The organism is Mesorhizobium sp. LSJC285A00 (assembly GCF_000503155.1).
Taxonomy (GTDB): Bacteria; Pseudomonadota; Alphaproteobacteria; order Rhizobiales; family Rhizobiaceae; genus Mesorhizobium.
On sequence record NZ_AYVK01000004.1, the window covers coordinates 132239 to 157593 of the forward strand.

The 25355-nt window shown below is 64.1% G+C and carries 17 protein-coding genes and 4 pseudogenes; 11 read left to right on the top strand and 10 right to left on the bottom strand.

What is annotated here, in order from left to right:
• Positions 1-4: 4 nt before the first annotated feature.
• A pseudogene (locus tag X726_RS01000000166635) lies at positions 5-1481 on the bottom strand (esterase-like activity of phytase family protein).
• Positions 1482-1704: 223 nt separating this feature from the next.
• On the opposite strand from X726_RS01000000166635, the gene X726_RS162475 reads away from it, so the two are divergent.
• Positions 1705-2019, top strand: coding sequence for a hypothetical protein (locus X726_RS162475; protein ID WP_023668303.1), 315 nt, complete (start codon positions 1705-1707; stop codon positions 2017-2019).
• A gap of 27 nt (positions 2020-2046) precedes the next feature.
• Here the strand turns inward: X726_RS162475 and X726_RS162470 are convergent, their stop codons facing one another.
• The gene (locus tag X726_RS162470; protein WP_023668304.1) at positions 2047-3072 is read right to left on the bottom strand and encodes a LacI family DNA-binding transcriptional regulator; all 1026 of its coding nucleotides are present in this window, start codon (positions 3070-3072) and stop codon (positions 2047-2049) included.
• A 194-nt stretch (positions 3073-3266) separates the two neighbouring features.
• On the opposite strand from X726_RS162470, the gene X726_RS162465 reads away from it, so the two are divergent.
• The 5 genes from X726_RS162465 to X726_RS162445 all read left to right on the top strand — a co-directional run bounded on the left by X726_RS162465 (position 3267) and on the right by X726_RS162445 (position 8256).
• On the top strand, positions 3267-4301 hold the full coding sequence (locus tag X726_RS162465; protein WP_023668305.1) for a Gfo/Idh/MocA family oxidoreductase: 1035 nt from the start codon (positions 3267-3269) through the stop codon (positions 4299-4301).
• Positions 4298-5206, top strand: a complete 909-nt coding sequence (locus tag X726_RS162460; protein WP_031214657.1) for a sugar phosphate isomerase/epimerase — start codon at positions 4298-4300, stop codon at positions 5204-5206. Before X726_RS162465 ends, X726_RS162460 begins: the two co-directional genes overlap by 4 nt.
• A gap of 115 nt (positions 5207-5321) precedes the next feature.
• Positions 5322-6335, top strand: a complete 1014-nt coding sequence (locus X726_RS162455) for a substrate-binding domain-containing protein (protein ID WP_023668307.1) — start codon at positions 5322-5324, stop codon at positions 6333-6335.
• Positions 6336-6421: 86 nt separating this feature from the next.
• Positions 6422-7219: an ATP-binding cassette domain-containing protein gene (locus X726_RS162450; RefSeq protein ID WP_023668308.1), complete on the top strand. Its 798-nt coding sequence runs from the start codon at positions 6422-6424 to the stop codon at positions 7217-7219.
• The gene (locus X726_RS162445; protein ID WP_023668309.1) at positions 7216-8256 is read left to right on the top strand and encodes an ABC transporter permease; all 1041 of its coding nucleotides are present in this window, start codon (positions 7216-7218) and stop codon (positions 8254-8256) included. The genes X726_RS162450 and X726_RS162445 overlap by 4 nt, the downstream gene beginning before the upstream one ends.
• A 318-nt stretch (positions 8257-8574) precedes the next feature.
• On the opposite strand, the pseudogene X726_RS1000000172350 reads toward X726_RS162445, so the two are convergent.
• The 3 genes and pseudogenes from X726_RS1000000172350 to X726_RS162440 all read right to left on the bottom strand — a co-directional run.
• Positions 8575-10281 (bottom strand): annotated as a pseudogene (locus X726_RS1000000172350) (3'-5' exonuclease); the annotation flags it as partial.
• Between the two features lie 209 nt (positions 10282-10490).
• Positions 10491-11371, bottom strand: a pseudogene (locus X726_RS1000000172355) (ATP-dependent helicase); the annotation flags it as partial.
• A gap of 80 nt (positions 11372-11451) precedes the next feature.
• Positions 11452-12288: a DUF2059 domain-containing protein gene (locus X726_RS162440; RefSeq protein ID WP_023668310.1), complete on the bottom strand. Its 837-nt coding sequence runs from the start codon at positions 12286-12288 to the stop codon at positions 11452-11454.
• Positions 12289-12557: 269 nt separating this feature from the next.
• Here X726_RS162440 and X726_RS01000000166640 point away from each other — a divergent pair.
• Positions 12558-14877: pseudogene (locus X726_RS01000000166640) on the top strand (glucose/quinate/shikimate family membrane-bound PQQ-dependent dehydrogenase).
• Between the two features lie 328 nt (positions 14878-15205).
• Here X726_RS01000000166640 and X726_RS1000000171025 read toward each other — a convergent pair.
• A complete protein-coding gene (locus tag X726_RS1000000171025; RefSeq protein ID WP_198037277.1) occupies positions 15206-15346 on the bottom strand; it encodes a hypothetical protein in 141 nt (46 codons plus the stop codon).
• A 295-nt stretch (positions 15347-15641) separates the two neighbouring features.
• On the opposite strand from X726_RS1000000171025, the gene X726_RS162435 reads away from it, so the two are divergent.
• The gene (locus X726_RS162435) at positions 15642-16547 is read left to right on the top strand and encodes a dienelactone hydrolase family protein (protein WP_023668312.1); all 906 of its coding nucleotides are present in this window, start codon (positions 15642-15644) and stop codon (positions 16545-16547) included.
• A gap of 3 nt (positions 16548-16550) precedes the next feature.
• On the opposite strand, the gene X726_RS162430 is transcribed toward X726_RS162435, so the two are convergent.
• The 4 genes from X726_RS162430 to X726_RS162415 all read right to left on the bottom strand — a co-directional run bounded on the left by X726_RS162430 (position 16551) and on the right by X726_RS162415 (position 19233).
• The gene (locus X726_RS162430; protein WP_023668313.1) at positions 16551-17000 is read right to left on the bottom strand and encodes a response regulator; all 450 of its coding nucleotides are present in this window, start codon (positions 16998-17000) and stop codon (positions 16551-16553) included.
• Positions 16997-18145 (bottom strand): histidine kinase dimerization/phosphoacceptor domain -containing protein, encoded by a 1149-nt coding sequence (locus X726_RS162425; protein WP_023668314.1) that lies wholly within the window; start codon positions 18143-18145, stop codon positions 16997-16999. Before X726_RS162425 ends, X726_RS162430 begins: the two co-directional genes overlap by 4 nt.
• 258 nt (positions 18146-18403) lie before the next feature.
• Entirely contained in the window at positions 18404-18601 is a 198-nt protein-coding gene (locus X726_RS162420; protein ID WP_013531006.1) for a hypothetical protein, read from the bottom strand.
• 146 nt (positions 18602-18747) lie between these two features.
• Positions 18748-19233, bottom strand: a complete 486-nt coding sequence (locus tag X726_RS162415) for a thioesterase family protein (protein ID WP_023668315.1) — start codon at positions 19231-19233, stop codon at positions 18748-18750.
• A 102-nt stretch (positions 19234-19335) separates the two neighbouring features.
• Here X726_RS162415 and X726_RS162410 point away from each other — a divergent pair, with 102 nt between their 5' ends.
• The 3 genes from X726_RS162410 to X726_RS162400 all read left to right on the top strand — a co-directional run bounded on the left by X726_RS162410 (position 19336) and on the right by X726_RS162400 (position 25355).
• Positions 19336-20745, top strand: coding sequence for an FAD-linked oxidase C-terminal domain-containing protein (locus tag X726_RS162410; protein ID WP_023668316.1), 1410 nt, complete (start codon positions 19336-19338; stop codon positions 20743-20745).
• A gap of 65 nt (positions 20746-20810) precedes the next feature.
• Positions 20811-21245, top strand: a complete 435-nt coding sequence (locus X726_RS162405; RefSeq protein ID WP_156940613.1) for a hypothetical protein — start codon at positions 20811-20813, stop codon at positions 21243-21245.
• A gap of 153 nt (positions 21246-21398) precedes the next feature.
• A complete protein-coding gene (locus X726_RS162400; RefSeq protein WP_023668318.1) occupies positions 21399-25355 on the top strand; it encodes an AsmA family protein in 3957 nt (1318 codons plus the stop codon).

Here is a 25355-nt window from a genome sequence, read left to right on the forward strand (position 1 = left end):
ACGGCTACTTCTTGGCGAGGCCCGGAAGCGTGACCTGATAGACCAGGAACATGGTATCGACATCGGCGCCGTCTTCGGCCTTGTAGGGCGCGCCGACCTGAAAACCGTCCTCGGTGAGAAAGTCGTTATCGTTGCCAACGAACAGGAAATAGTCGTCGGGCAGCGCCGGATCGAGCACGCTGACCACCGACATTGCTTCCCACTTCTCCGACAGATTGTTCTTGTCGTTGGGCTTGCCGTCATGCAGGCCGAAACGGCCGAGTTCCTTGTTGTCGTTGATGTCGATGAACGGCGTCAGCTTGGCCGGCGTCACCGAGGGGTCGAGCACGCCCTTGGGCGCCAGCGGCTTGTCGGCGGCATCGAAGGCGCCGCCGGCAATGTCGGTGGCGCCAGAGACGTCGACGACGAAAATCTGGCGCAGCAGCGAAGTATCGCCCTTCACCCCCTGGCCGTTTCCGCTGTCGCGCGCCAGCATCAGGAAGGTCTTGTCGGACAGCGCCATGATCTCGCTCTGCGCGGCGACCTTGGTCTTGTCCTTGGTGACCTTGAACACCGGCAGCGGCACGACATATTCATGCACCAGCTTGAGATGGGCCGGGTCGGAGGCGTTGTAGACCAGGGCGCGGGTGTTCTGGCGCGTCGCGGGCGAATCGCCGCCATCCTGGCGGGGCGCCGACTGCAGCACAGCGATCAGCGACTTGCCGTCCGGCGTCAGCGCCATGCCTTCGAGGCCCTGGTTGTTCTGGCGGCCGGTTTCGGGATCCTTCGGATCGGGTTCGGCTGCACCGGGGCCTGGATTGTCGGAGGCGAAGTTCGGCCCGCCCTTGCGCATCGGCACCAAAGCGGCCGGCGGCTGCGTTGCCGACAACAGATGGCCGTCGGCCGAGAAGCGGTAGATGTTGGGGCCGTATTCGTCAGAGATGAACATGGTGCCGTCGGGCAGCCGCGCGATCGCCTCGTTGTCGAGCGCCAGCTTGCCGTTGGCCTCGGGCAGGATCGGCAGGTCGCCGCTCGCCGCGCGCACGCCGTTGAGCGGATCGAGGCCGGTGGCGTCTGCGCCCTTGTCGTCGGTGAGCAGCAGCGAATCGGCTAGCGTCGCCTTGACGCCTGTTTGTTCCTGGCCGGCAGCGGGCGTGGCGCCCAGTGCGGTCGGCGTGAACTCGATGCGAATAGTGTTGAGCCGCGGCCGGTAGTCGGTGGTGCCGACGACATTGTAGCCGCGATCCGGCAGCAGCCACAGCGAACCCTTGTAGCCATCCGCGCCATGGGTCCAGCTTGCGGCGTCGATCGAGCATGCCGGAGCCGGAGCCGAAGGTCTCGCCGAACTTGTCCTTCTGATCGGCCGGAATGCGGCCGACGCCGACCAGGCCCTTGTTGACGAAGCCGCCAACGGTGGCGGTGCTGCCGGCAAGGGCAGGGGTCAGGGCGGTAAACAGCGCCAATGCGGCGCCGAGCGACACGGTTCGGTGCAGATTTTTCATGGAGATCCTTCTTGTGACGGAACGGGCCGGAACGGCCGGATGACGAAGCCGCCGCAATCGACGATGCCGCGCCCACCGATGAGCGGTCTAGGACGCGAAGATGATAGTTGCGTGACAGACCTTGTCGCACTCGCTCCGGAACCATTTTCCAGCCTGATCCGTTGCACGCGAGCCCAAGCGTCGCCTGCGATGGCCGGTCGAGCCCCGGGCCTGGGAGGGATAAATGGGTTTCGATCAGTATCACGAGCCGCCGGAAGAACTGACGCAGGAGGTGCGGACCTTTGCCCGCATGATCACCTCGTTGATCGAAGAGGCCGAGGCGATCAGCTGGTACGAACAGCGCATGTCGGTCGAGAAAGACCCTCAGGCCAAGGCGATCATGAAGAACGCGCAAGGCGAGGAGTTCAAGCATTTCGGCATGGATCTGGAATTCCTGCTGCGCCAGAAGAAAGACTGGCGCGCGGAACTGAAGGAAATCCTGTTCACCACCGGCGACATCGTCAAGGCCGGCGAGCGGGGCGAGAAGAAGGTGGATTGAGGCCCGCCGGCCTTCCTCCGCGGCGGATCAATCGCTGTCGCGGGCGATCAGCTCCAGCGGCCAGACTTCGCGGATGATGCGCGGACCTTCCGGGCCGGCAAAGGCGGGAAGCGAGGCCAGCAGCATTTCGGCCAGTCGCCGGCCCATCGGCTCCAGCGACGGACGGAAGGCGGTCAGCGCCGGTGAAAAATAGCGGCAGAGCGGCGTGTCGACGATGACGATCACCGCGATGTCGTGGCCGGGCCTGATGCCCATCTCGGCCAGTGCCTTGCAGCCGCCGAGCGCCATTGCGTCATTGTTGAAGATGATGGCTGTGGGCCGGTCCCTGGAGAGCATCACGCGCGGCGTCACCTGGTAGCCTCCGGCCTCGTTGATGAAGCCGTCGGCGATCAGGCCGGGGTCGACTTCGATACCATGCCGCTTCAGCGCCTTGCGGTAGCCGTCGAGGAACAGGTAGCCGAAGTTGAGATCAAGCGAAGGGCGGATGGCGGCAATGCGGCGGTGGCCGCGCGCGACCAGCCGGTCGACGGCTTCATCACCCGCCCTCTCGAAATCGATATCGAGCGAAGGATAGGTGTCGCCGCCGGATTGACTTCGGCCAAGCGTGGCGAAGGGAAAGCCGGCCTTGCTGAGATAGTCGATCCGATCGTCTTCCCGCCGTGTATTGGCCAACACGACCGCGTCGGCCCGGCGCGTCTCAACAACGCGGCGCAGCCTCTCCTGCTGATATTGACCGGGCTCACCCATGACGACCATCAAATCCAGGCCATACTCGGCAAGCCGGCCCTGCAGACCGATCAGGAACGGGATGAAGAACGGTTCGCCATATTGCTGGTCGCCCGGATGCGGCTGCAGCATGAAGGCGATCGAATGGGTGGTGCCTTGCCGCAGGCTGCGGCCGGACTGGTTGGGCGAATAGTTCAATTGCTTGGCGGCGGCGAGCACGCGCTGGCGGGTGTCGGCATTGACGTCGGCGCGGCCGTTCAACGCCCGCGACACGGTGCCGATCGAAATGTTCAGGTGACGCGCGAGGTCATGGATGCTGGACGCCAAGGACAGTTCTCCCCCTGTCTTGGCTAGCACCGGCTGCCGCCCAGGCCAAGGCTTCGGGATGATTTTCGCGGGCAGCCGATTGACATTCTAGGCCATCGGGTGTGTTCTCGTAAACGTTTACGGAGAAACGTTTACGGTGATGCCGGAAATGCCGTGACATTCGGTCTGGAGGGACCGGACGGGAGGAATGCCGGATGATGAATGCCGTCCTCGTCGGCTGTGGTGCGATGAGCAAGGCCTGGCTCGATGCCGCGAGGCAGATCGACGGGCTGGCCATTGTCGGCCTTGTCGATCTCGACGCCGAACGGGCGAAGGCGAGGGCGCACGAATACGGGCTCGACGGCGCGGTAATCGGCACCAGCCTCGACGCGGTGCTCGACCAGACCAGGCCCGACGCGGTGTTCGATGTCGTGGTTCCAGCCGCCCGGCGTGATGTCGCCTTTGCCGCCTTTGCCCATAATTGCCATCTGCTGACGGAAAAGCCGCTGGCCGATACTCCGGAAAATGCGCGCGCCATCGTCGATGCGGCGCGTAACGCGGGGCGCGTCCATGCGGTCGTGCAGAACCGCCGCTATGTCGCCAATGTCCGGCGCATAAGGCGCTTTCTCGACTCCGGCGCCATCGGCAAGCCAACCAGCATCCATGCCGACTTCTTCGTCGCGCCGCATTTCGGCGGCTTTCGCGAGGAGATGGCGCATGTGCTCTTGCTCGACATGGCGATCCACACATTCGATGCCGCCCGCTACATGGTCGCAGGCGATCCCGCCGGTGTTTTTTGCCAGGAATGGGAGCCGGCCAATTCCTGGTACCGGCAGGGTTCCTCGGCCAGCGCTATCTTCGATCTCGGTGGCGGCAAGCGGTTCACCTATGCAGGCTCTTGGTGCGCGGCGGGCTTCCGCACCAGTTGGGAGAGCACATGGCGCATCGTCGCCGAGCACGGCAGCCTGGTCTGGGACGGCGAGGACGGGCTGAAGGCCGAAGTTGTGTTGTCGGTCCGCGACGGCCTTTTCGACCTGACCCAGCCCATCATCGTGCCGCCGCTCGATCCCGCCGACCGCATCGGCGGTCATCTCGGCGTCATCAAGGATTTCATCCACGCCATCGAGACCGGTAGCGAGCCGGAAACCCGTGGCAGCGACAACATCAAAAGCCTGGCCATGGTTTTCGGCGCCATCGAAAGCGCCGAGACGGGGCGGCGAGTGGCTATCAGGACACAGGAAACACAATGATGCCGAACCCGCTTCTCGACATCCGCATCGGCACCATGGTGCGGGCCAATCTCGAAGACCCGGCAGCCTACATCAAAGAGATTCTGCCTCTCGGCTTCGAGAGCATCCAGCCCTTCTTCTGGCAGACGCTGGGCGGCAAGGATTTGCCGCGGCTCGCCGGCGAGATTCGCGAGGCGATCGGCGATGCCGATGTCGTCGTGTCGTCGATCGGTGTGTTCGGCAATCCGCTGGAGGATGACGAGGTCGATCGCGGCGTGCTCGCGGCCTGGGAGACCGTCATCGACAATGCGCATCTGTTCGGCGCCTCGACGGTCAGCGGCTTCACCGGCCGCCTGCGCGGCAAGAAGCTGACCGACAGCCTGCCGCGCTTCCGTGAGGTCTGGGGGCCGCTGGCCAGGCGCGCCGCCGACAAGGGCGTGCGCATCGCCTTCGAAAATTGCGCCATGGACGGCAACTGGGCCGCCGGTGACTGGAACATCGCCCACAATCCGGACGCCTGGGAGCTGATGTTCAACGAATTGCCCGACGAGAATCTCGGCCTGGAATGGGAGCCCTGCCATCAGCTTGTCTACCTCATCGACCCGATGCCGCAGATCCGCAAATGGGCGCCGCGCATCTTCCATGTCCACGGCAAGGACGCGACGGTGCGCTGGGATGTGATCCGCGAGCACGGCGTGTTCGGCAAGCTGCCCTTCGTGCAGATGCGCACACCCGGTTTTGGCGACAGCGACTGGACGCGGGTGATCAGCGAATTGCGGCTGGCCGGTTACAAGGGCGCTATCGACATCGAAGGGTGGCACGACCCGGTCTATCGCGGCGACCTCGAAATCACAGGTCAGGTGCGCGGGCTGGAATACCTCAAGCAATGCCGGGGAGGAGCGACCTACCTGCCGAACCCGGCGTGACCGAGGGCCGGTGGGAGGAGCCGGCCTGACAGATTGCCAAGCACTGCCGACAAGCACTGCCGAAAAGCGAACGACGAACCCCTCGGCTCACCGAGGACAAAAGGGAGGAACGTGCATGAGCATCGCAATGAGAACGACACTTCTGCGCTCGACCGTCGTGGCCGCCGCCACGGCGCTATGCGCCGCCATCTCCACTCTGCCGGCGCAGGCGCTCGACGCCCAGTGGTGCAAGGACGTCCACATCCGCTTTTTCGTCGGCGGCGCCGAGGGCGACGCTTTCGGCACCATCGTCTACAATGGCGCCAAGCAGGCGGCGTCCGATCTCGGACCCAAGGTCGACTACATCTTCTCGCAGTGGGACGTCGAGAAGATGGTTCAGCAATTGCGCGAGGCCGTCGCCGTGAAGCCCAACGGCATTGCCATGATGGGCCATCCCGGCGACGCCGCGATCATGCCGCTGGCCGAACAGGCGCACAAGGACGGTATCAAGATGATGTACCAGAACGTGCCGGTGCCGACGGTGGTGGCTGCGTTCGGCGGCGGCTATGTCGGCGCCCAGCAGGAGCAGCAGGGCCGCGCGCTCGGCACTGAGGCGTTCAAGCTCGGGAAGCTCAAGTCCGGCGACAAGGCAATCATGATCGGTCCGTTCGAGAACGAGGCCCGCGGCGCGCGCGAGCGCGGCACGGTGGCAGCACTCAAGGAAGCCGGCGTCGAGGTCATCCAGCTGTCGTCGCCGCCGAGCGGCGAATGGGCGTCCGACCCCAATTTGGCGATCCCGGTGATCACCGCGGCCCTGCTCAACAATCCCGATGTCAAGGCGGTCGGCTATCCCGGCGGCCAGATGCTGGGCAACGTCGCCACCTACATGCAGGCGGCGGGGCGCAAGCCGGGCGACATCTTCAACTTCGGCTTCGATACCAGCCCGCAGATCGTCGAGGCGTTCAAGGGCGGCTGGGTGCAGCTGACGGCCGATCAGCAGCCGTTCCTGCAAGGCTATCTGCCGATCCTCAGCCTTTGCCAGCAGGTGGTGCTGGGCCTGGCGCCGATGAACGTCGACACCGGCGCCGGTTTCGTGACGCCGCAAAATTACGAGATCGTCGCCGAGCTCGCCAAGCAGGCGCTGCGCTGACCTCCCAAGCTGCCGGCTGGGCGCAAGCCCGGCCGGCAGGACCGCCGGCACCAGGCCGGGATGATACCACAGGAGCGAGGATCGCCATGGCCGAACGCATCATCGAACTGCGCGACATCAGCAAATCCTATGGCCAGGTCTATGCGCTGGGCGGGGTCAATCTCTCGGTCGACCGCGGCGAGGTGGTTGGCCTGATCGGCGACAATGGCGCCGGCAAATCGACGCTGATCAAGATCCTGTCCGGCGTCGTCAAGCCGACCAGCGGCGAGATCCTGGTGCGCGGCAAGCCGGTGACCGGCTGGAGTGCGGCACGCTCGCGCGACGCCGGCATCGAGACGGTCTTCCAGGATCGGGCGCTGGCCGTGCAGCAGACCATTGTGCGCAACATCTTCATGGGCCGCGAACTCACCGGCTTCATGGGCTTTCTGAAGGTCAATAAAGAGATAGAGGAGGCGAGCCGGCTGATGCGCGAGATCGGCTTCACCTCGAAGGTGTTCACGCCGCACTCGATCGTCGGCCAGCTCTCGGGCGGCGAGCGCCAGGGCGTGGCGATCGCGCGCGCCATCTACAAGCAGGCCGAGCTGATCATCCTCGACGAGCCGACGACGGCGCTGTCGCTGACCGAGACCGCCAAGGTCTTCCATTTCGTGCGCCAGGTGCGGGCGAGCGGCCGTTCGATCCTGTTCATCGGCCACAACATCCACCATGTCTTCGACATCGCCGACCGCTTCGTGGTGATTGACCGCGGCAAGGTGGCGCTGACCGCCGATCGCACCGAGGTCAAGTCGGCCGAAGAGCTGATCAATTTCATGGAAGACGTTGCGCATCCCGGAGGATTGCCGGGGCTGCACGAGGCCGGCGACGCGGAGAGGGCAGCACGATGAGCAAGACCATGGAACCCGATCTGCAGAGCCCGCTCGGCGGCAAGGCAGCCCGGCCTGAGTGGAAGCACCCGTCCGACCATTGGCTGCGCGGTTTCGTCATCGACAACCGCGCAGCGCTCGGCACGCTCGCCGTGTTCATCATCATGATGGCGGCGTTCCTGATCGCCAACCCGACCGTGTTCACCACCTGGTATCTCTACAGATCCGTGCTGACCACGCTGCCGGTTGCCCTGTTCGTGGTGGTGCCGCTGGTCTTCGTCGTCACCTGCGGCGAGATCGACCTGTCGTTTCCCGCAACCATGGGCTTTGCCTCCTGGGTGTTCGCGCTGGTGGTGCAGGCCGGCTACGATCCGTTTCTCGGCATCGCAGCGGCGATTCTCACCGGCACGCTGCTCGGCTTTCTCGTCGGATCCCTGGTCGTTTATGGCGGGCTGTCGTCGCTGATCGCCACGCTCGGCATGAATTTCCTGCTGCGGGGACTGATCCAGATCATCAACGAGGGCAGATCGACGGCATTGACCGGTCTCAGCGACAGCTGGGCGTACACCATCTTCTCCGGTCAGGTGTGGGGTTTTCCGGTACAGGTCTTCTGGGCACTCGCCTTCGTCATTTTGTCGGCAATGCTCTACAACCGGCACCGCTTCGGCGCGCAGGTGAGGGTGGTCGGCGACAACCCCGACAGCGCCCAGCAAATGGGCATCGACGTCAAGCGTGTGCGGGTGAAAGTGTTCATCTTCACCGGCATCGGGGCCGCGATCGCCGGCACGTTTTCGGTGATGATCAACTTCACCTGGTGGCCGACCGCGGGCGACGGCTATCTCTTGCCGGTGCTGGCTTCGGTGTTCGTCGGCGGCACGCCGACCTGGGGCGGCATCGGTACGGTTGCCGGTGGAGCGATCGGCGCGGTCACCGTGTCGTTCATCCAGACCGGCGTCGTGGCGGCGGGCCTGAGCGGCTTCTACGTCCAGTTCTTCAACGGGCTGATCATCATCCTGTCGCTGCTGGGGCACAAGTGGAACCAGGCGCGGTACAGGTGAGGGGCGGGCTAAATTGACGGGGACGCTCATGTTGCGGACCGCATGCCCCGACGACTGGGCAGACGCCCGTCGCTTCGTCATTCTAGGGCGGAGCAGGAGCGAAGCTCCGTCGCGTAGACCCTGGAATCCATTCCGCGACCTTGGAGTGCAGCTGCGCAGGATTCCGCACCGTGGCAACGCGTTGAAGACGCGGGATGGATCCTCGGGTCTACGCTGCGTCGCTACGCTCCTTGCTCCGCCCGTGGATGACGAGGCGGGGAGGGCTCCGCCAGACTACAACAATGTGGTCGCTTGTAGGACAACAGGACAAGCGGGCGCTCACACCGCCGCCACAAACCCGTCCAGCACGCGTTTCTGGCCGGCTTTGTCGAAGTCGATGGTCAGCTTGTTGCCTTCGATGTTGGAGATGTTGCCGTTGCCGAATTTCTGGTGGAAGACGCGGTCGCCGACGCTGAAGGGCGACGGCGTGTCGGCGACGGATTTGGCGACCAGTTCGCCGTCAATGGTGCGGCCTTTGACGCTGGTTCGGCCGGCGCCGTAGCCGGAGTCGGTCTCGCCATAGCCGATGCGCTCGACCTGGTGGCCGGAGCGCGAGCCCCAGTTGCGGTCGGTCGCCTCGGTGCGGTTGGCCTGCGCGCGCTGCCAGCCGGGCGTCGCATAGGTGTTGGAGAAGGCGCCGGATTTTTCCGCGCCGACATTGTCGAAGCGCGAGGCGCCGTAGGGGTTCTGCCGCCCTGCGCCCTGGCCGCCACGGCCCGACGCGAACGAACCGCCGCCATAGGAATTGCCGTAGCCGCCATAGGAGTTGCCGCTTTCGGCGACCTCGACATGGGCTTCCGGCAGTTCGTCCAGAAAGCGCGACGGGATGGTCGACTGCCACAGGCCGTGGATGCGGCGGTTGGAGACGAACCACAGATGCAGGTTCTTCTTGGCCCGGGTCAGGCCGACATAGGCGAGACGGCGCTCTTCCTCCAGGCCGGAGCGGCCGCCTTCGTCCAGCGCGCGCTGGTGCGGAAACAGGCCTTCCTCCCAGCCGGGGAGGAACACGGTCTCGAATTCGAGGCCCTTGGCCGAATGCAGCGTCATGATGTTGACGGCGTCAAGCTCGGCGTTCTGCTCGGCGTCCATGACCAGCGCGACATGCTCGAGGAAGGAGCGCAGCGATTCATACTCCTCCATCGAGCGGATCAGCTCTTTCAGGTTTTCCAGCCGGCCCGGCGCCTCGACCGAACGGTCGTTCTTCCACATGTCGGTGTAGCCGCTCTCCTCCAGAATGGTCTCGGCGAGCTCGGTGTGTGGCGTGGTTTCCAGCGCCTTCTGCCAGCGCTCGAAATTGGCCGCCACTTCGCGCAAGGCCGCGCGCGGCTTGGGCTTCAGCTCATCGCTTTCCGCGAGCTTGGCCGCGGCCTCCAGCATCGGGATGCGCAAGCTCCGCGCCGTGTCGTGGATCTGCCGGATGGTGGCTTCACCCAGGCCGCGCTTGGGGACATTGACAATGCGCTCGAAGGCGAGGTCGTCGGCGCCTTGGGCGACGACGCGGAAAAAGGCCAGTGCATCGCGGATTTCCATGCGCTCGTAGAAGCGCGGGCCGCCGATGACGCGGTAGTTGAGGCCGAGCGTGACGAAGCGGTCTTCGAATTCGCGCATCTGGAAGGAGGCGCGGACCAGGATCGCCATGTCGTTCAGCTTGTGCTTGGCACGCTGGTAGGTCTCGATGGTTTCGCCGACGGCGCGCGCTTCCTCTTCGGAATCCCACGCGGCGTGGACATGCACCTTCTCGTCGTCCTCGGCGACCTTCTCGGTGAACAGCGTCTTGCCGAAGCGACCCTCATTGTGGGCGATGAGGTGCGAGGCGGTGCCGAGGATGTGCGCGGTCGAGCGATAGTTGCGCTCCAGCCGGATGATGGTGGCGCCGGGAAAATCCTTGTCGAAGCGCAGGATGTTGTCGACCTCGGCGCCACGCCAGCCATAGATCGATTGATCGTCGTCGCCGACGCAGCAGATGTTGACTTTGTTTTCGCTCACGGGCCGTTCCGCGCCTGCCGGCGCGGGCCCTCCGCCCCCTCTTTTTTGCGCGCCTTCGGCGTCGCGGGAGTCGCCTCGCAACGGCTCGGACGCCCGGTCGGGCTTGCGGCCTTCGGCCGATCGCGCTTTACCCTCCCCTGGATGGGGAGGGTCGCCGCGAAGCGGCGGGGAGGGGTGACTGGCGCCGGCGCTGCCACCCCCCCCCCCCNCCACCCGCGCCGCTACGCGGCGCGACCTCCCCCATCGAGGGGGAGGTAGGTCTTTGCGCCAGCAGCCGCAGCCACATGTATTGCGCGGTGTTGGTGTCCTGGTACTCGTCGACGAGGATGTATTTGAAGCGCTTGTGGTAGTCCTTCAGCACGTCCGTATTGGCGCGGAAGATGCGGATCGGGTGGCAGAGCAGATCGCCGAAGTCGCAGGCGTTCAGCGTCTTCAGCCGCTCCTGATAGGCCTTGTAGAGTTCCCGGCCCTTGCCGTTGGCGAAGCTGCGGGCATCGCCCTCGGCAATGTCGGCGGGGCCTTGGCCCTTGTTCTTCCAGCCGTCGACCATCTGCGCGAACTGCTTGGCCGGCCAGCGCTTGTCGTCGAGGCCTTCGGCCTGGATCAGCTGCTTGATCAGCCGTACGACGTCGTCGGTGTCGAGGATGGTGAAATCGGATTTGAGCCCGGCCAGCTCGGCGTGCCGCCGCAAGAGCTTGACGCCGATGGAGTGGAAGGTGCCGAGCCACGGCATGCCCTCGACGGCTTCGCCGACGAGATGGCCGATGCGCTGCTTCATCTCGCGCGCGGCCTTGTTGGTGAAGGTCACCGCCAGGATCTGCGAGGGGAAAGCCCTGCCGGTGGCCAGGATATGGGCGATGCGGGTGGTCAGCACGCGGGTCTTGCCGGTGCCGGCGCCGGCCAGCACCAGGACCGGGCCTTCGGTGGTTTCCACCNCCAGCCGCTGCTCGGGGTTGAGGCCGTTGAGATAATCGGGCGCGCTGTTGGGGCCGCTGCGGGCCGCCATGGCGCGCGCGGCTATGCCCGACGGGCCCGCGGGCCGCGCATTGGGTTCGTCGAAAAAGGGCATGTCTTCCGCAAAGCCGGACATCTCCCCCGAATGTAGTGATTCGGGAGCGAAAGACCAGAAGTGTCTACGTTTTGTTCTGCTAAAGTCCCCGATACCGCGGCTCAGGCCTTTCGGTAACCGAGCGCGACGAACAATCGATGTCCGAACGAGCGCGCTTCCTCTGTCATCACCATGCCAAAGGCCGTCAGCATCTGGTCGTAATAGCGGCTGCCCGCGGGTGACGCCAGGAATGTCGAGTACAGTCTGAGATCGCCGAGCGAGATATCCCGGTATGTATAAGCGCTACCCTGCATGGCATTCTGTTCGATGTTCTGGCGAATTTTCACGGATTGCTGACGCACCAGCGCCATGATCTGTTCGTCCGACAGAGGCTTTCCGGCTGCGCCCAGCATCCCCGTGACCATCGCGTAGCTCATGTTCAGCGCTATCGCCTCGCCGGTGTCGACAGCGCTGATATCGTCGATGATCTTGCGGTACAATTCGAGCCGGGCTGGATCCTTGGTCGGAAGCTCGGCGAGGATTTGCTTGCCCTCTGTCTTCTTGCCTTGCCTGCCTTCCGGGCCAGACGACTGAATTTCCAAAGCGGTGACGTGCTTGCCCAACGGGGAAGCGTAAAACGCTGCGAGGTCGGACAGATCGGTGGCCGACAGCCTGTCGGCCATCCGCGATTCGATGGCAGTCTCCATTTTGACTGCGTCGAAGGCGCCTTCCAGCGCGACCGACAAGGCGTCCTGGAAATTTGCCGGTAACGGTTCGGGTATGGATTTCGTGGCTGCGGCGATGCCGGGACCAATGCCCATCAGCATCTCGTGAAAGCCGTTTGCCTTGTTGATTTCGCTCAGCGTCTGTGCCGGCGCGGCCACAGTGCCGGCCGTGAGCGCGACGAAGCTACAGAGGACAAGGACTACGCGCGTCAGAGGCGAGGCGAATAACGTCACTCTGGTTGCTCCTGATGGTTGGTCCAAAGCAGACTGCTGGAAAACCCGGATGCCGGCAAGGCGGGATTGCCACCTTGGCGTGTGGCCTCGAAAAACGCCCTGTTACGCAAGAGAGCCTGCGGCATGGCCTTTTGGTTTCGCCATGGATCGCTCCCCGGCGGCTTGACAGGCACGGCGGCCGGGAGAAGGTTGTACCGCCGGGGGCAGGATTGGCATACCTTTGCCCATGGCCGCGTCGCGGAATGCGCATCAGTCGAAGGAGTATCGTCTTGGCTGTCGTCATCACCTCCCTCATCCTGTTCCTCATCGGCCTGGCACTTGGCGGCGGCGGCGTCTGGCTCTCGATGCTCGGCGGCAGCTGGTACTATGTCATCACCGGTCTCGCNTCTCGCCTTCCTGATCGCCGCATGGCTGCTCTTCCGGCGCAAATCGACGGCGCTCTGGCTCTACGCGGCGATCGTGCTCGGCACGCTGGCCTGGGCGGTGTGGGAAATCGGCTTCGACTGGTGGGAACTCGGACCGCGCGGCGGCATCATCGTGCTTCTGGCGCTGTGGCTGCTGACGCCTTGGGCAAGGCGGGGCCTGACCGGCCCCGACGCGCGCGCGCCGCTCATTCTGGCCGTGCTCGCATCGCTCGCCGTCGCCGGTTATTCGATGACGGCCGATCCCAAGGACATCGCCGGCGACCTCAGCGCCGACAAGGTGACGCCGACTGCCGATCTCGGCGGCAATGTGCCTCCCGGTGAATGGCACTTCTACGGCCGCACGCAATTTGGCCAGCGCTATTCGCCGCTCGACCAGATCACGCCCGACAATGTCGCCAAATTGCAGCCGGCCTGGACCTACCAGACCGGCGACGTGAAAGGGCCGGACGATGTCGGCGAAACCACCTACCAGGTGACGCCGCTGAAGGTGGGCGATGCGCTCTATATCTGCACGCCGCACAATTTCGCCATCGCCATCGATGCCGCCACCGGCAAGGAGAAATGGCGTTTCGATCCCAAGATCAAGCTCGACAAGGACCGCCAGCACCAGACCTGCCGCGGCGTGTCCTACTATGCCGATGCCAAGATCGCCGCCGGCCAGCCTTGCGCGACACGCGTCTATCTGCCGACCTCGGATGCGCGGCTGATCGCGCTCGACGCCGCCAACGGCCAGGTCTGCGCGTCCTTCGCAGAGGCCGGCACGCTCAATCTGTTGACCAACATGCCTTATCCGAAGTCGGGCTATTATTACTCGACCTCGGCGCCGCTGATTGCCGGCGGCAAGATCATCATCGGCGGCGCGGTCAACGACAATTATTCGACGCAAGAGCCGTCCGGCGTCATCCGGGCCTTCGACGTCGATACCGGCGCCCTGGTGTGGAACTGGGATTCCGGCAATCCGGACCAGACAACGCCGCTGGCTGCAGGCCAGACCTACACCCACAACTCGCCCAACATGTGGTCGACGGCGAGCGCCGACGAGAAGCTCGGCCTGCTCTATGTGCCGCTCGGCAACCAGACGCCGGACCAGCTCGGGATGGGCCGCAGCGCCAATGTCGAGAAGTTTTCCTCCTCGATCACCGCGCTCGATCTGGCCACCGGACAAGTGCGCTGGGTGCGGCAGACCGTGCATCACGACCTCTGGGACATGGATGTGCCGGCTCAGCCGACGCTGGTCGACATCACCACCGCTGCCGGCGTCGTTCCGGGTCTGGTTGGACCGACCAAGCAGGGCGACCTCTACGTGCTCGACCGGCGCAGCGGCGAGCCGATCATCCCGATCAAGGAAGTGCCGGCGCCGGGCGGCGCTGTCGAGGGCGATCACACGTCGCCGACGCAGCCGGTCTCGGATCTCTCCTTCAATCCGAGGCCGCTGACCGGCGCCGACATGTGGGGCATCACCATGTTCGACCAGCTGGCCTGCCGGATCGAATTCCAGGGCCTGCGCTACGAGGGTCGCTATACCCCGCCATCGGTGCAGGGCTCGCTGGTCTATCCCGGTAATTTCGGCACCTTCAACTGGGGCGGCGTCGCCGTCGATCCGGTACGGCAGGTGATGTTCGGCATGCCGACCTATCTGGCGTTCAAATCGCAGCTCATTCCGCGCGACCAGGTGCCGCCCCCGGATGAGGGGCGCGGCAGCGAACAGGGGCTGAACCGCAATGAGGGCGCGCCCTATGCGGTGGTGATGGGGCCGTTCCTGTCGCCGCTCGGCGTGCCCTGCCAGGCGCCGCCATGGGGCTATGTGGCCGGGGCCGACCTCAGAACCGGCAAGATCGCCTACAAGCACCGCAACGGCACCGTCTATGACATGACGCCATTGCCCTTGCCGCTGAAGGTCGGTGTTCCCGGCATTGGCGGGCCGATGATCACCGCCGGCGGTGTCGTCTTCCTGGGCGCGGCGGTCGACGACTATCTGCGCGCCTATGACCTGACATCGGGCAAGCAGCTCTGGCAGGCCAGGCTGCCGGCCGGTGGGCAGTCGACGCCGATGACCTACACCGTCACCGACGGCCGCCAGTTCGTGGTCATCGTCGCCGGCGGCCACGGCTCGGTCGGCACCAAGCCGGGCGACTATGTGATGGCCTATACGCTGCCGAAGTAGCAGCGATGTGACTTAGGTAGGTGATCGGCCCGGCAGATATTCTGGCAATGTCGCGCCGCCCCTCATCTGCCTGCCGGCATCTTCTCCCCGTATAGTGACGGGGAGAAGGGGCAGCTTCAGCGTTGGCGCCCTTCCCTGCAACGCTGGCGATTGGCGAAATCATCGATGACGGCATCCTTCTCCCCGTCACTAAACGGGGAGAAGTGCCCGGCAGGGCGATGAGGGGCAGCAGCAGCCTTGGTCAGCTTGCGTAAGAGATGGCCTTTGAGGCTGGGCACGGAGCCCAGTACTTCATTGGTTAGCTGCGGCCCTGTTTCGGCCTGCTGGATCAGCGTGGTGACGGCCGGCGCCGGTCGACGCGGACCTTCACCATCCGAGCGGCGGCTGCGGCAGCAGCGGAGCGCATTCCCAGCAAGGCAGCAACAGCAAGCACGAGCGCGCTTGCAAGGATCGGAGTGGACAAGGTCATGGCGTTGTTCCTTCTCGTCGGGCTCGCCGCTACGGGCGAGACCATCATCAGCTTCCTTCCATATTGTGGCGGCACCATCGACATTCTCTGAAATGACCAAAATGTGATGCGCGCGTTCGGCGGGGCCGCCGCATCGTTCGATGGCGCAAGCGTCACCCATCCGAGACTGGACCGTGCGAGCTTGCACCCTATCTTGATCCGCGAGTCGTCCCGGAGTGACCGCGAGGTCATCCCTGAGTGACCATGAGGTCATCCCGGAGTGACCGTGAGATCATCTCCTAACGAGGAGCACGCCATGACGAAACCCACCGCCGAAGCCGTCAAACCTGCCAAACCTGCCATCACCCAGGCGATGATCGATGCCTATGACGAATACACGCATCTGACGCTCGACCGCCGCCGCTTCATGGAGCAGCTGACCAGGCTTGCCGGATCGGGCGCGGCGGCGGCCGCGATCGCGCCGCTGCTGGCGGCGAATTCGGCGCAGGCGGCAATCGTCGCCGACAACGATCCGCGCGTGAAGGCTGAAGATATCACCTATTCCGGCAGCAGCGGTGAGATGAAGGGCTATCTGGTCAGGCCGGCGGACCAGTCCGGCAAGCTCGGCACCGTCATCGTGGTGCATGAGAACAGGGGGCTCAACCCGCATATCAAGGATGTGGCGCGGCGCGTTGCGCTGGAAGGGTTCGTGGCGCTGGCGCCGGATTTCCTGTCGCCGCTCGGCGGCACGCCCGCTGACGAAGACAAGGCGCGCGACATGTTCACCAAGCTCGACGCCAGCCAGGTCACCGCCGATGGCCTGGCGACCATCGCCTATCTCAAGGGCGAGAAGGACGGCAACGGCAAGGTCGGTGCTGTCGGCTTCTGCTGGGGCGGCGGCACGGTCAACAATCTGGCGGTCAACGCGCCCGATCTCGCCGCCGGCGTCGCCTATTACGGCATGCAGCCGAAGGCCGAGGATGTGGCGAAGATCAAGGCGGCGCTGTTGCTGCACTATGCCGGCCTAGACGAGCGCATCGACGCCGGCATCGATGCCTACAAGAAGGCGCTCGACGCCGCCCATGTCGAATACACGGTCTATGTCTATGACGGCGTCAACCATGCCTTCAACAACGACACCTCGGCCGCGCGCTATGACAAGAAGGCAGCCGATCTCGCCTGGGGCAGGACGATCGCTTTCCTCAAGGAGAAGCTGGCGTAGGCTTCAGGCCGCCGACGACGCCCATACGCTCTCATAGGCCGGCGACAGCGTAAAACCGGCCGGCAGCACCGAGACCGGGGGCGGGCGCCGCACGCCCTCCTGCAGATAGCGCAACGCCGACACCAGTCCGTTCATCGTGTAGGGCTTGGCGATGACGCCGATCGCGCCGGCGAAATGGTCGGGGATGCGTTTTGGATTGGCGGTCATGAACACCACCATGGAACGGTTACCCTCGCGGATATGCTCGGCAACCTCGACCCCGGTCGGTCCGTCGGCGAGGTGGATATCGACAAAGGCAATATCGGCATCGGCGGTATCAATCATACCTCTTGCTTCGGCCAACGATGTCGCCCAACCCACAACGCTGTGGCCGGCTTCCTCGACGAGGCTTTCCAGTTCCATCGCCAGCAACGCCTCATCCTCGACGATCAGGACCTTGAGCGGTTCGTTCATGACAGCTTCCCTTTCTGCTGCGGTTCGTTCGGCATCGAGATGACGACCTTTGTGCCCGGGCCGGCGTCGCGCCATTCGATGTCGGCATGCAACTGACGGGCAAGCGACTTGATCAGCCGCATGCCGAAGGAAGCATCGCCACTGGCCTCGGCCATGCCGACGCCGTCATCGGAAACCTCGATGTTGAAGTGGCCGTCGGGCTGGCTCATCTTGATGCCGATGCGCCCCGCGGTGGTGCCGTCCGGCTTTTCCTTGAAGGCATGCTTCAGCGCGTTGGTGACAAGCTCATTGACCATCAAGGCAACAGGCGTGGCTTTTTCGGCCGGAATGACGATGGGTTCGAGGTCCAGCGTCGGCTTGATCTCGGCGCGCCCCGATGCGGTCAGCAGGTCGGTGACCAGATCCCTGGCGAAATCCGAGACATCGAAGCGGCTGACATCCTTTGACTGGTAGAGACGGCGATGCACAGTGCTCAGCGCCTCGATGCGCTCCAGCATGGTGGTCAGGGATCGCTTCGTCGCTTCATCCTTGATTGCCCGGCTTTGCATGATGATCAGCGAGGAGATCATCTGCAGGTTGTTTTTCACCCGATGGTCGACCTCGTGCAGCAGCGTGGTCTGCGCCTCAAGGGCGGCCTCAAGCTCGCGCGTGCGTTCCTTGACAGCCTTTTCAAAGCGGTTCTTGTCGGCGGTGATGCGATCCTCGGAGCGCTTGCGATCGGAGACGTCGAGCTGTGAGGCAAAGAAGAACAGGAGTTCGCCTTTGTCGTTGGAAACCGGGCTGATGTAGAGCGCATTCCAGAACGTCGAGCCGTCCTTGCGGTAATTCAACAGATCGATGGCGATATCCGTTCCGGCTGCTATCGCGTCGCGGACGCTAGCCACAGCTGCCTTGTCTGTCTCTGGCCCCTGCAGGAAGCGGCAGTTCTTGCCCATGACCTCGTCGCGCTCATAGCCGGTCAGGCGCAGGAACGCGTCATTGGCAAAGACGATCGGATTGTCCGCCTGACGGGGATCGGTGATGACCATCGACATGCGGGTGGCGCGGATGGCGGCCGCGAACGGATCGCCCTTGCCGTGCTCGGCATGCAGATTGTCCGTCATGTGCCATGCGTCGGCCGGTTCCCTGGTCCTTTTCCAGTCCATGCTTTCACTCCAAGCCGTTTTTCAGGGGTCACAACGGCTTAGACGTGGAATTGGTTCAATCTTGATCTTCTTGTCGCGGGCAGCCATTTGCGGAACCGAATCGCCGGTTCCACAACGGATTGAAATAAATGGGTTTGAAGGTTGTCGGATGTAGTCGATTCGCTGAAAGCAGGGCTGGCGCCGACCTATAGAAATGATCAGATCGCAATTGTCCGTGGCGGCGCTCGCCAGTGTCGGCTTCTCAGGGCAGGGGAAACGTCAGGCGTGGCCACGCTTCATGCGCGCCTGCTTCAGGATGGCGCGCCAGCGGATCATGTCGAAGGGGATAGGCTCGTTGTTGTTGGCGATGTGGAAGATCTCGTTGTTGACGTTCTTCAACGAGCGCCAGAAATCATAGTCGGTGATGCGCGGATCGGCAGCCAGCCTGTCCACCTCGACCTTGATGTCGGTTTTCATGCACGTTCCTCGAACCGCCTGTTGCCCGCCGCCCGCGTCGCAACTCGCATGGCACCGTTCTCAAACGGTCAGCTGAGTCGTTCAATGGCCCAAATGGCTTGTTCACGTTAAAACCTTGGTAAGGTTAACGCGGGCGAGGCAGCGCTTCAAGCGGTCCTGCGGCGAATACCGATCGAACGGCCGGCGCGCTCGGGCATCGGCAGTGCAGAATGGGCGGCGCGCATGGCTTCCACCTTGGCCTGCACATCGGCGGGGAAGGGCGCGACTTTCGGCCCGGACATGTCGACATGCAGCGACAGGGTTTCGGAAGTGGCGGCGAGCCAGCCATCGACATGGCGGATTTCCTGGTAGGCCCGCAGCCGCTTGTCGTCATGATCGATCAGTTGGAAGGATACGACGACCTTGTGTTCGAGGCGCAGTTCCTGGACATAGCAAACATGGACTTCGGCCGTGTAGATGGTCAGGCGCCGCTCTTTGACATAGTCCAGCCCCATGCCCATCGCCTCGAACGCCTCATCCGAGCAGCGGTCGAACAACACGTTGTAATAGGCCATGTTGAGATGGCCGTTGTAGTCGATCCAATCCTTCTCGATGTCCATCGGTTTGGAAACTAAGGGGGCGGGAACAGGCATGGAAAGTTCCTTGTTCTGGTGCTGGACAGAGCGCGGCAGTCGAGACTACGCATCCATAATCGCATAACAAGCGTGGACGCTGGTCCATTCGCGGAGGAATTCATGGCTCTGAGCGACCTCAATCCGGTCGAACGCAACGAGGAAGGCATCGCCGCCGTGCTCGGCATTCTCAAGCAGCAGCTCGGCGAACGCTTCCAGACAGGCGCGGCGATCCGCTCGCAGCATGCGCATACCACCACCTATATTCCGACGCAGGCGCCTGACGGTGTCGCGTTCCCGGAGACGACAGAAGAGGTGCAGGAGATCGTACGTGCCTGCGCCGCGCACCGCGTGCCGGTCATCGCCTTCGGCGTCGGTTCCTCGCTGGAGGGCCACACCAACGCGCCGGGTGGCGGCATCTCGGTCGACACCTCGCGCATGAACCGCATCCTGTCGGTCAACCCCGAGGATCTCGACTGCACGGTCGAGCCTGGCGTAACGCGCGAGGATTTGAATCGGCACCTGCGCGATACCGGCCTGTTCTTCCCCATCGATCCCGGCGCCAATGCTTCGCTCGGCGGCATGGCGGCAACGCGGGCCTCCGGCACCAATGCGGTGCGCTACGGCACGATGCGTGAAAACGTGTTGTCGCTGACGGCCGTCATGGCCGATGGCGAGACGGTGACGACCGGCAAGCGGGCGAAAAAGAGTTCGGCCGGCTACGATCTGACGCGGCTTCTGGTCGGCTCGGAAGGCACGCTCGGCATCATCACCTCGCTGACCTTGAAGCTGCAAGGCATTCCGCAGGCGATCTCCGGCGGCGTCTGCCCGTTTCCAAACCTCGAGGCGGCCTGCAACGCGGTCATCGCGACCATCCAGATGGGCATTCCGGTGGCGCGCATCGAACTGGTCAATGGACTGCAGATGCGGGCGATGAAGAATTACTCGAAGCTCGATTATCCCGAGAGCCCGTGCCTGTTCGTCGAGTTCCACGGCAGCGATGCCGGCGTCGCCGAACAGGCCGAGACCTTCGGTGCCATTGCTGAAGACAATGGCGGCGGGCCATTCCTTTGGACCAGCGTCGCCGAGGAGCGCACGAAACTCTGGAAGGCCAGGCACGATGCTTATTGGGCGTCGCTGACGCTGCGGCCGGGCACCAAGGGCCTGTCGACCGATGTCTGCGTGCCGATCTCGCGGCTGGCCGAATGCGTTGCCGAAACCGAGGCCGACATTGCCCAGATGGGCCTGGTTGCGCCGATCGTCGGCCATGCCGGCGACGGCAATTTCCATGTGCTGGTGCTGATGGACGTCAACGACCCCAAAGAGATCGCGCTGGCGGAGAAATTCGTCTCGCGGCTGAACATGCGGGCGATCGCCATGGACGGCACCTGCACCGGCGAACACGGCATCGGCCAGGGCAAGATCGGCTTCCTGCGCCATGAGCTCGGCCATGGTGTCGACATCATGCGCTCCATAAAAAAAGCGCTCGACCCGCAAGACATCATGAACCCAGGCAAGATATTACCTGCATAGCCGAAATGTGAGGAGCGGCAATGGATACCCTGATTATAAGGGCATCGCTTGGCAAGACACTGTTATTGCTGTCGGCCAGCCTCTTCTTTGTCCTGGCCTGCGCTTTCCTGATTTATGTGTCCGAGGACGGCGACACCGCCGGCCTTTGGTGGTGCGTGGCCTTTTTCGGGCTGGTCGCGTTGGTGTTTGCCTGGCAGCTTGTGCGGCCGCAGATTCTGGTGCTGAACGGACAAGGTTTCAGTCTCGGCGGAGGCCTTGTTCGATCGCCCAAGCTGGTCCCCTGGAAGGATATCGAAAGCTTCTTCGTCGTCCACCGCCGGCGCAGGATAGGCGATACGATCGGGTACAATTTCGCACCGGGGGTCAAGAAAAGCTCCGTCATGGGCAGCGTGACCAAAAGCCTCGGCGCCGAAGCCGCATTACCGCAGGGCTGGACATTGTCGCCCGAGGAGATGGTAATGCTGCTGAACGAATATCGCCGACGGGCGGTGGCGGGTTAGTCTGTTGCATGTCGGCCGGCACGCAGTCACAGGCGTCCGAAATCTCTGCTCGTCCAGATACAGAGATCAAGCAACTCTGGATGAATTGCCTCTTTATCGACACGCTGATGCGGGTAGAGTGCGGCTGACTTTCAATCAACCCGTTCGGAGCTGATGCTCGCACGCCTGTTCGTGATCTTCGGTGGCTTGTTTGTGCTGGTGCTGGTTGCGGCGCTGGTGGTGCCGTATTTTGTCGACTGGACCGGGTACCGCGCCCAATTCGAGCGCGAGGCGAGCGCCATTCTCGGCCGCAAGGTGACGGTGCAAGGCGACGCCACGGCGCGGCTGTTGCCGTTCCCCTCGGTGACCTTCTCAAACGTCACGGTCGCCGGCGGCCCCGGCGGCCAGCCGGCAATGACCGTCGAGACCTTTTCGATGGACGCGGAACTGGCGCCGTTCCTGCGCGGCGAAGTGCTGATTTTCGACATGCGGCTGGTGCATCCGAAGGCGACGATCGACATCGCCGATAACGGCACGGTCGACTGGGCGATACGGCCGTCCTCGCCCTTCGATCTCAACCAGATCTCGATCGAGAAGCTCACGGTGACGGAGGGAGAAATTGCGCTCCGCCATGCCGCAGGCGGGCGCAGCCATCTGATTTCCGAGATCAATTCGACCATCTCTGCCAAGTCGCTGGCCGGGCCGTGGCGCATGGACGGAACGTTGCTGCTCGACGGACTGCGTTCGACGGTTGCGGCTTCGACCGGCAAGGCCGAAGGCAGCGGCCAGATGCGGCTGAGGCTCAAGGTCGATCCCGATGCCTATCCACTGGTCATCGAAACCGACGGCAATGCAGGCATCGTCAATGGGGCTGCCGTCTATTCCGGCCAGTTCAAGATTTCCGGCAACGACAAGAATTCGGCTACGCTGCGCGGCAGCGATGGTGAGGTTGTCGAGATCAATACGGGCAAAATCAGCGCCGGCAAACCCGATCCGGGGTTCAGGCTGAACGGCAAGTTCTCGCTCGACCACCAGAAGCTTGGCGTCGACGAATTCCGCTTCGAGACCGGGCCGCTCGACAATCCCTACACAGCCGACGGCAAGGCTTCGGTCGATCTCGGCCTTAGGCCGAACTTCGCCATCGAGGCCAATGGCGCGCAGGTGCAACTGGACGAGGCGGTGGGCGCTGAGAAGGGCGCCGGCCTGACGCTGGACCAGCGCATTGCCGGAATCGAGCAGGCGCTGCTCGAACTGCCGAAGCCGAGCATCCCCGGCACTGTCGAGGTCAAGCTGCCGGCGGTGGTGGCTGGCGACACCACGGTGCGCGACGTGCATCTCTCGGCCGAGCCGGTCGAGGGCGGCTGGTCGGTGAAATCGCTGGCCGCGACCTTGCCCGGGCGCACGACGCTGGAAGCCAGCGGCATGCTCAGCGTCGAAGATCATTTCCGTTTCAGCGGCTCCATGCTGCTGGCGGTGGCGCAGCCTTCCGGCTTTGCTGCCTGGTTGTCCAAAGATGTCGACGAGGCGATCCGCCGGCTGCCGGCCGCCGGCTTCAAGGCCAAGGTGGACCTGTCGGAGAAGCGCCAGGCGTTCAGCGATCTCGAACTGATCCTCGGCAAGTCGAAGTTCACCGGCCGCATCGATTCCAGCCAGCCCGACGACGCCAAGTCCTCGGTGCTGATGCGGCTCGAGGGCGGCGAACTCGATGTCGACGGGCTGACGGCCTTCGCCTCGATCTTCGTCAGCGACAAGGGCGCCAACCGCTTTTCCGACCGTGACCTCGATTTTCAGATCAAGGCAGGGCCGGTCAATGCCGGCGGGCTCACTGCCGACACGGTCGATACCGCGCTCCGGCTCCGCGACGGGCTGCTCGAAATCGACCGGCTGTCGATTGGCGGCCTTGCCGGCGCCTCGATCAGCGCCACCGGCCGGATCAAGGATTTTCCGGCAAGCCCGACCGGCAAGCTCGATGCCTCGGTGGTCGCCGTCGATCTGAAGCCGCTGATCGACATTGCCGCGCAACACTATCCCGACAATCTGATGCTGAAGGGACTGGCTGGCCGCACGGCCGCCTATCCTGAACTGTTCCAGGACGCGCGCGTCGATCTGGTGGCGAGCGCCGCCGACAATGGCGACGGCACGACCGGGCTGGCGGTGAGCGGACAAGGCAAGGCCGGCGGTTCGGCCTTTTCGGCGTCGCTGTCGGGCAAGGGTGCCGTCGGCCAGTTGCTCGACGCGCCGGTGACGCTGACCTTCAACGCCAAAAATCCCGACGCCACCGTGCTGCTGGCGCTCTACGGCCTGCCGGCGCTGCCGCTCGGCATGCTCGGCCAGGCAAGCACCGATATTTCGGCGAAAGGCACACTCGGCGGCGGCCTGGCGACGAGCTTCAATTTCGCCGCCGATGACTTCAAGGCGACGTTCGACGGCACCGTCGCTCAGACGCCGCAAGGCGCCACCGCCAAGGGCAAGATCGGCCTCGACGCTTCCGATATCGAGCCCTGGCTGATGACGACCGGCGCCGGCCTGCCGGGTATGGGAACGGGCACCTCGACCTCGCTCAGCGCGGATGCCGATTTCGGCAACGGCCTGCTGGTGTTGAGCGGCCTCAGCGGATCCATCAACGAGTCGGAGATTTCGGGCGACGTCAACATCGATGCGAAGCAGGGGCTGCCGCATTTTGCCGGTGCGCTGGCGCTCGACGAACTGGACCTCGACCCGATTGCGGTTGCGCTGTTCGGTGACCAGTCGTTCCTCAGCAGCAACGCGAACTGGCCGACGGCGCCATTCAGCCAGAAATCCAGCCTGCCGTTCAGCGCCGATCTCGACCTGACGACGGCGACGCTTGCCGCCGGACCGCTGGCGACAGCCTATGACGCGTCGCTGTCGTTGAAACTGGACCAGGAAGGCATCCGCGTTTCGGACCTGAAGGCAAAACTGCTCGGCGGCGCGCTCACCGGATTGTTCGAGTTGAAGAACACAGACGGCACGGGGCTGTTCTCCGGGCAGATGAGGCTTGCCGGCGCCGACCTGGCGACTGTGCTGCCGGCTGCCGGATTGAGTGGCAACGGCGATTTCTCGACAGGGCTGTCGACCAGCGGCAAATCGGTCGACGCGATGATTGCCGCACTCTCCGGCTCGGGCACGGCGGCGCTGAAAGGCCTCACCATTGCCGGCGTCAATCCCGATGCCTTCGGCGCGTTGATTGCCAAGGCCGATGCGATCGGGCGCGACATCGACGTGGCCAAGACCGCGGGCTTTGCACCTGAGATCGCTGGCGACGGCAGCTTTGCTGCCGGCGATGCCGACATCGCCTTCACGGTCGCCGGCGGCACGTTGCGGGCACCACCGATCAAATTCGAAAACCAGGCGGCGACGCTGTCTGCCGACATCACGGCCGACCTCAACACCGGCACCGTCGCCACCAAGGGCGCGGTCACCTATAAGCCTGGCGACGAGGCGCTGATCGGCTCCGATCCGACGGCCAATTTCAGCGTCGATGGGCCGTTCGGGGCGCTGAAGAAGCAGTTCGACAGCGAGCCGCTGGCGCAATTTTTGACCCAGCGCGCGCTGGAAAAGGAGCAGCAGCGGGTCGAGGCGATGCAGGCCGCACTGCTCGAGAAGCAGCGGCTGCGGCGCGAGGTGCGCTACTACGCCGCCCTGCAGACCGAGCGCGACAACGCGGCCGAGGAATTGCGCAAGCAGGAGGAAGCGGCACGGCTCAAAGCCGAGGCCGACGCCAAGGCGAAGGCACAGGCCGACGCAAAGGCACAGGCCGAAGCGGATGCCAAGGCCAAGGCGGATGCCAAAGCAAAGGCCGATGCCGATGCGAAAGCGCAGGCAGAGGCTGACGCCAAGGCCAAGGCGGATGCGGACGCGAAGGCGCAGGCCGAAGAGCAGGCTGCCGAAGACGCCGCAAAGGCCGAGGACGAACGGAAGAAGGCTGAGCAGGCGATGCGGACCGCTTCGCAGGAAAAAGCCAGGCTGGAGGCCGAGCGCAAGGCTCAGGAGCAGGCGCCGAAGGTCGACCGCTCACTTCCCGGTGTCAATGACGGTTCGGCCCCGGCGCCGCCGAAGCCCAGGACAAATCCGTTCTCGGTCGACAATTTGCTGAAGTCGCTGGGCAATTAA

Coding starts and splice junctions, on each gene's coding strand:
- X726_RS162455 (WP_023668307.1), top strand. CDS start 5,322: ATGAGCATCGCAATGAGAACGACACTTCTGCGCTCGACCGTCGTGGCC.
- X726_RS162410 (WP_023668316.1), top strand. CDS start 19,336: ATGGCTCTGAGCGACCTCAATCCGGTCGAACGCAACGAGGAAGGCATC.
- X726_RS1000000171025 (WP_198037277.1), bottom strand. CDS start 15,346: ATGACCTTGTCCACTCCGATCCTTGCAAGCGCGCTCGTGCTTGCTGTT.
- X726_RS162460 (WP_031214657.1), top strand. CDS start 4,298: ATGATGCCGAACCCGCTTCTCGACATCCGCATCGGCACCATGGTGCGG.
- X726_RS162420 (WP_013531006.1), bottom strand. CDS start 18,601: ATGAAAACCGACATCAAGGTCGAGGTGGACAGGCTGGCTGCCGATCCG.
- X726_RS162445 (WP_023668309.1), top strand. CDS start 7,216: ATGAGCAAGACCATGGAACCCGATCTGCAGAGCCCGCTCGGCGGCAAG.
- X726_RS162400 (WP_023668318.1), top strand. CDS start 21,399: ATGCTCGCACGCCTGTTCGTGATCTTCGGTGGCTTGTTTGTGCTGGTG.
- X726_RS162475 (WP_023668303.1), top strand. CDS start 1,705: ATGGGTTTCGATCAGTATCACGAGCCGCCGGAAGAACTGACGCAGGAG.
- X726_RS162435 (WP_023668312.1), top strand. CDS start 15,642: ATGACGAAACCCACCGCCGAAGCCGTCAAACCTGCCAAACCTGCCATC.
- X726_RS162450 (WP_023668308.1), top strand. CDS start 6,422: ATGGCCGAACGCATCATCGAACTGCGCGACATCAGCAAATCCTATGGC.
- X726_RS162430 (WP_023668313.1), bottom strand. CDS start 17,000: ATGAACGAACCGCTCAAGGTCCTGATCGTCGAGGATGAGGCGTTGCTG.
- X726_RS162465 (WP_023668305.1), top strand. CDS start 3,267: ATGATGAATGCCGTCCTCGTCGGCTGTGGTGCGATGAGCAAGGCCTGG.
- X726_RS162415 (WP_023668315.1), bottom strand. CDS start 19,233: ATGCCTGTTCCCGCCCCCTTAGTTTCCAAACCGATGGACATCGAGAAG.
- X726_RS162425 (WP_023668314.1), bottom strand. CDS start 18,145: ATGGACTGGAAAAGGACCAGGGAACCGGCCGACGCATGGCACATGACG.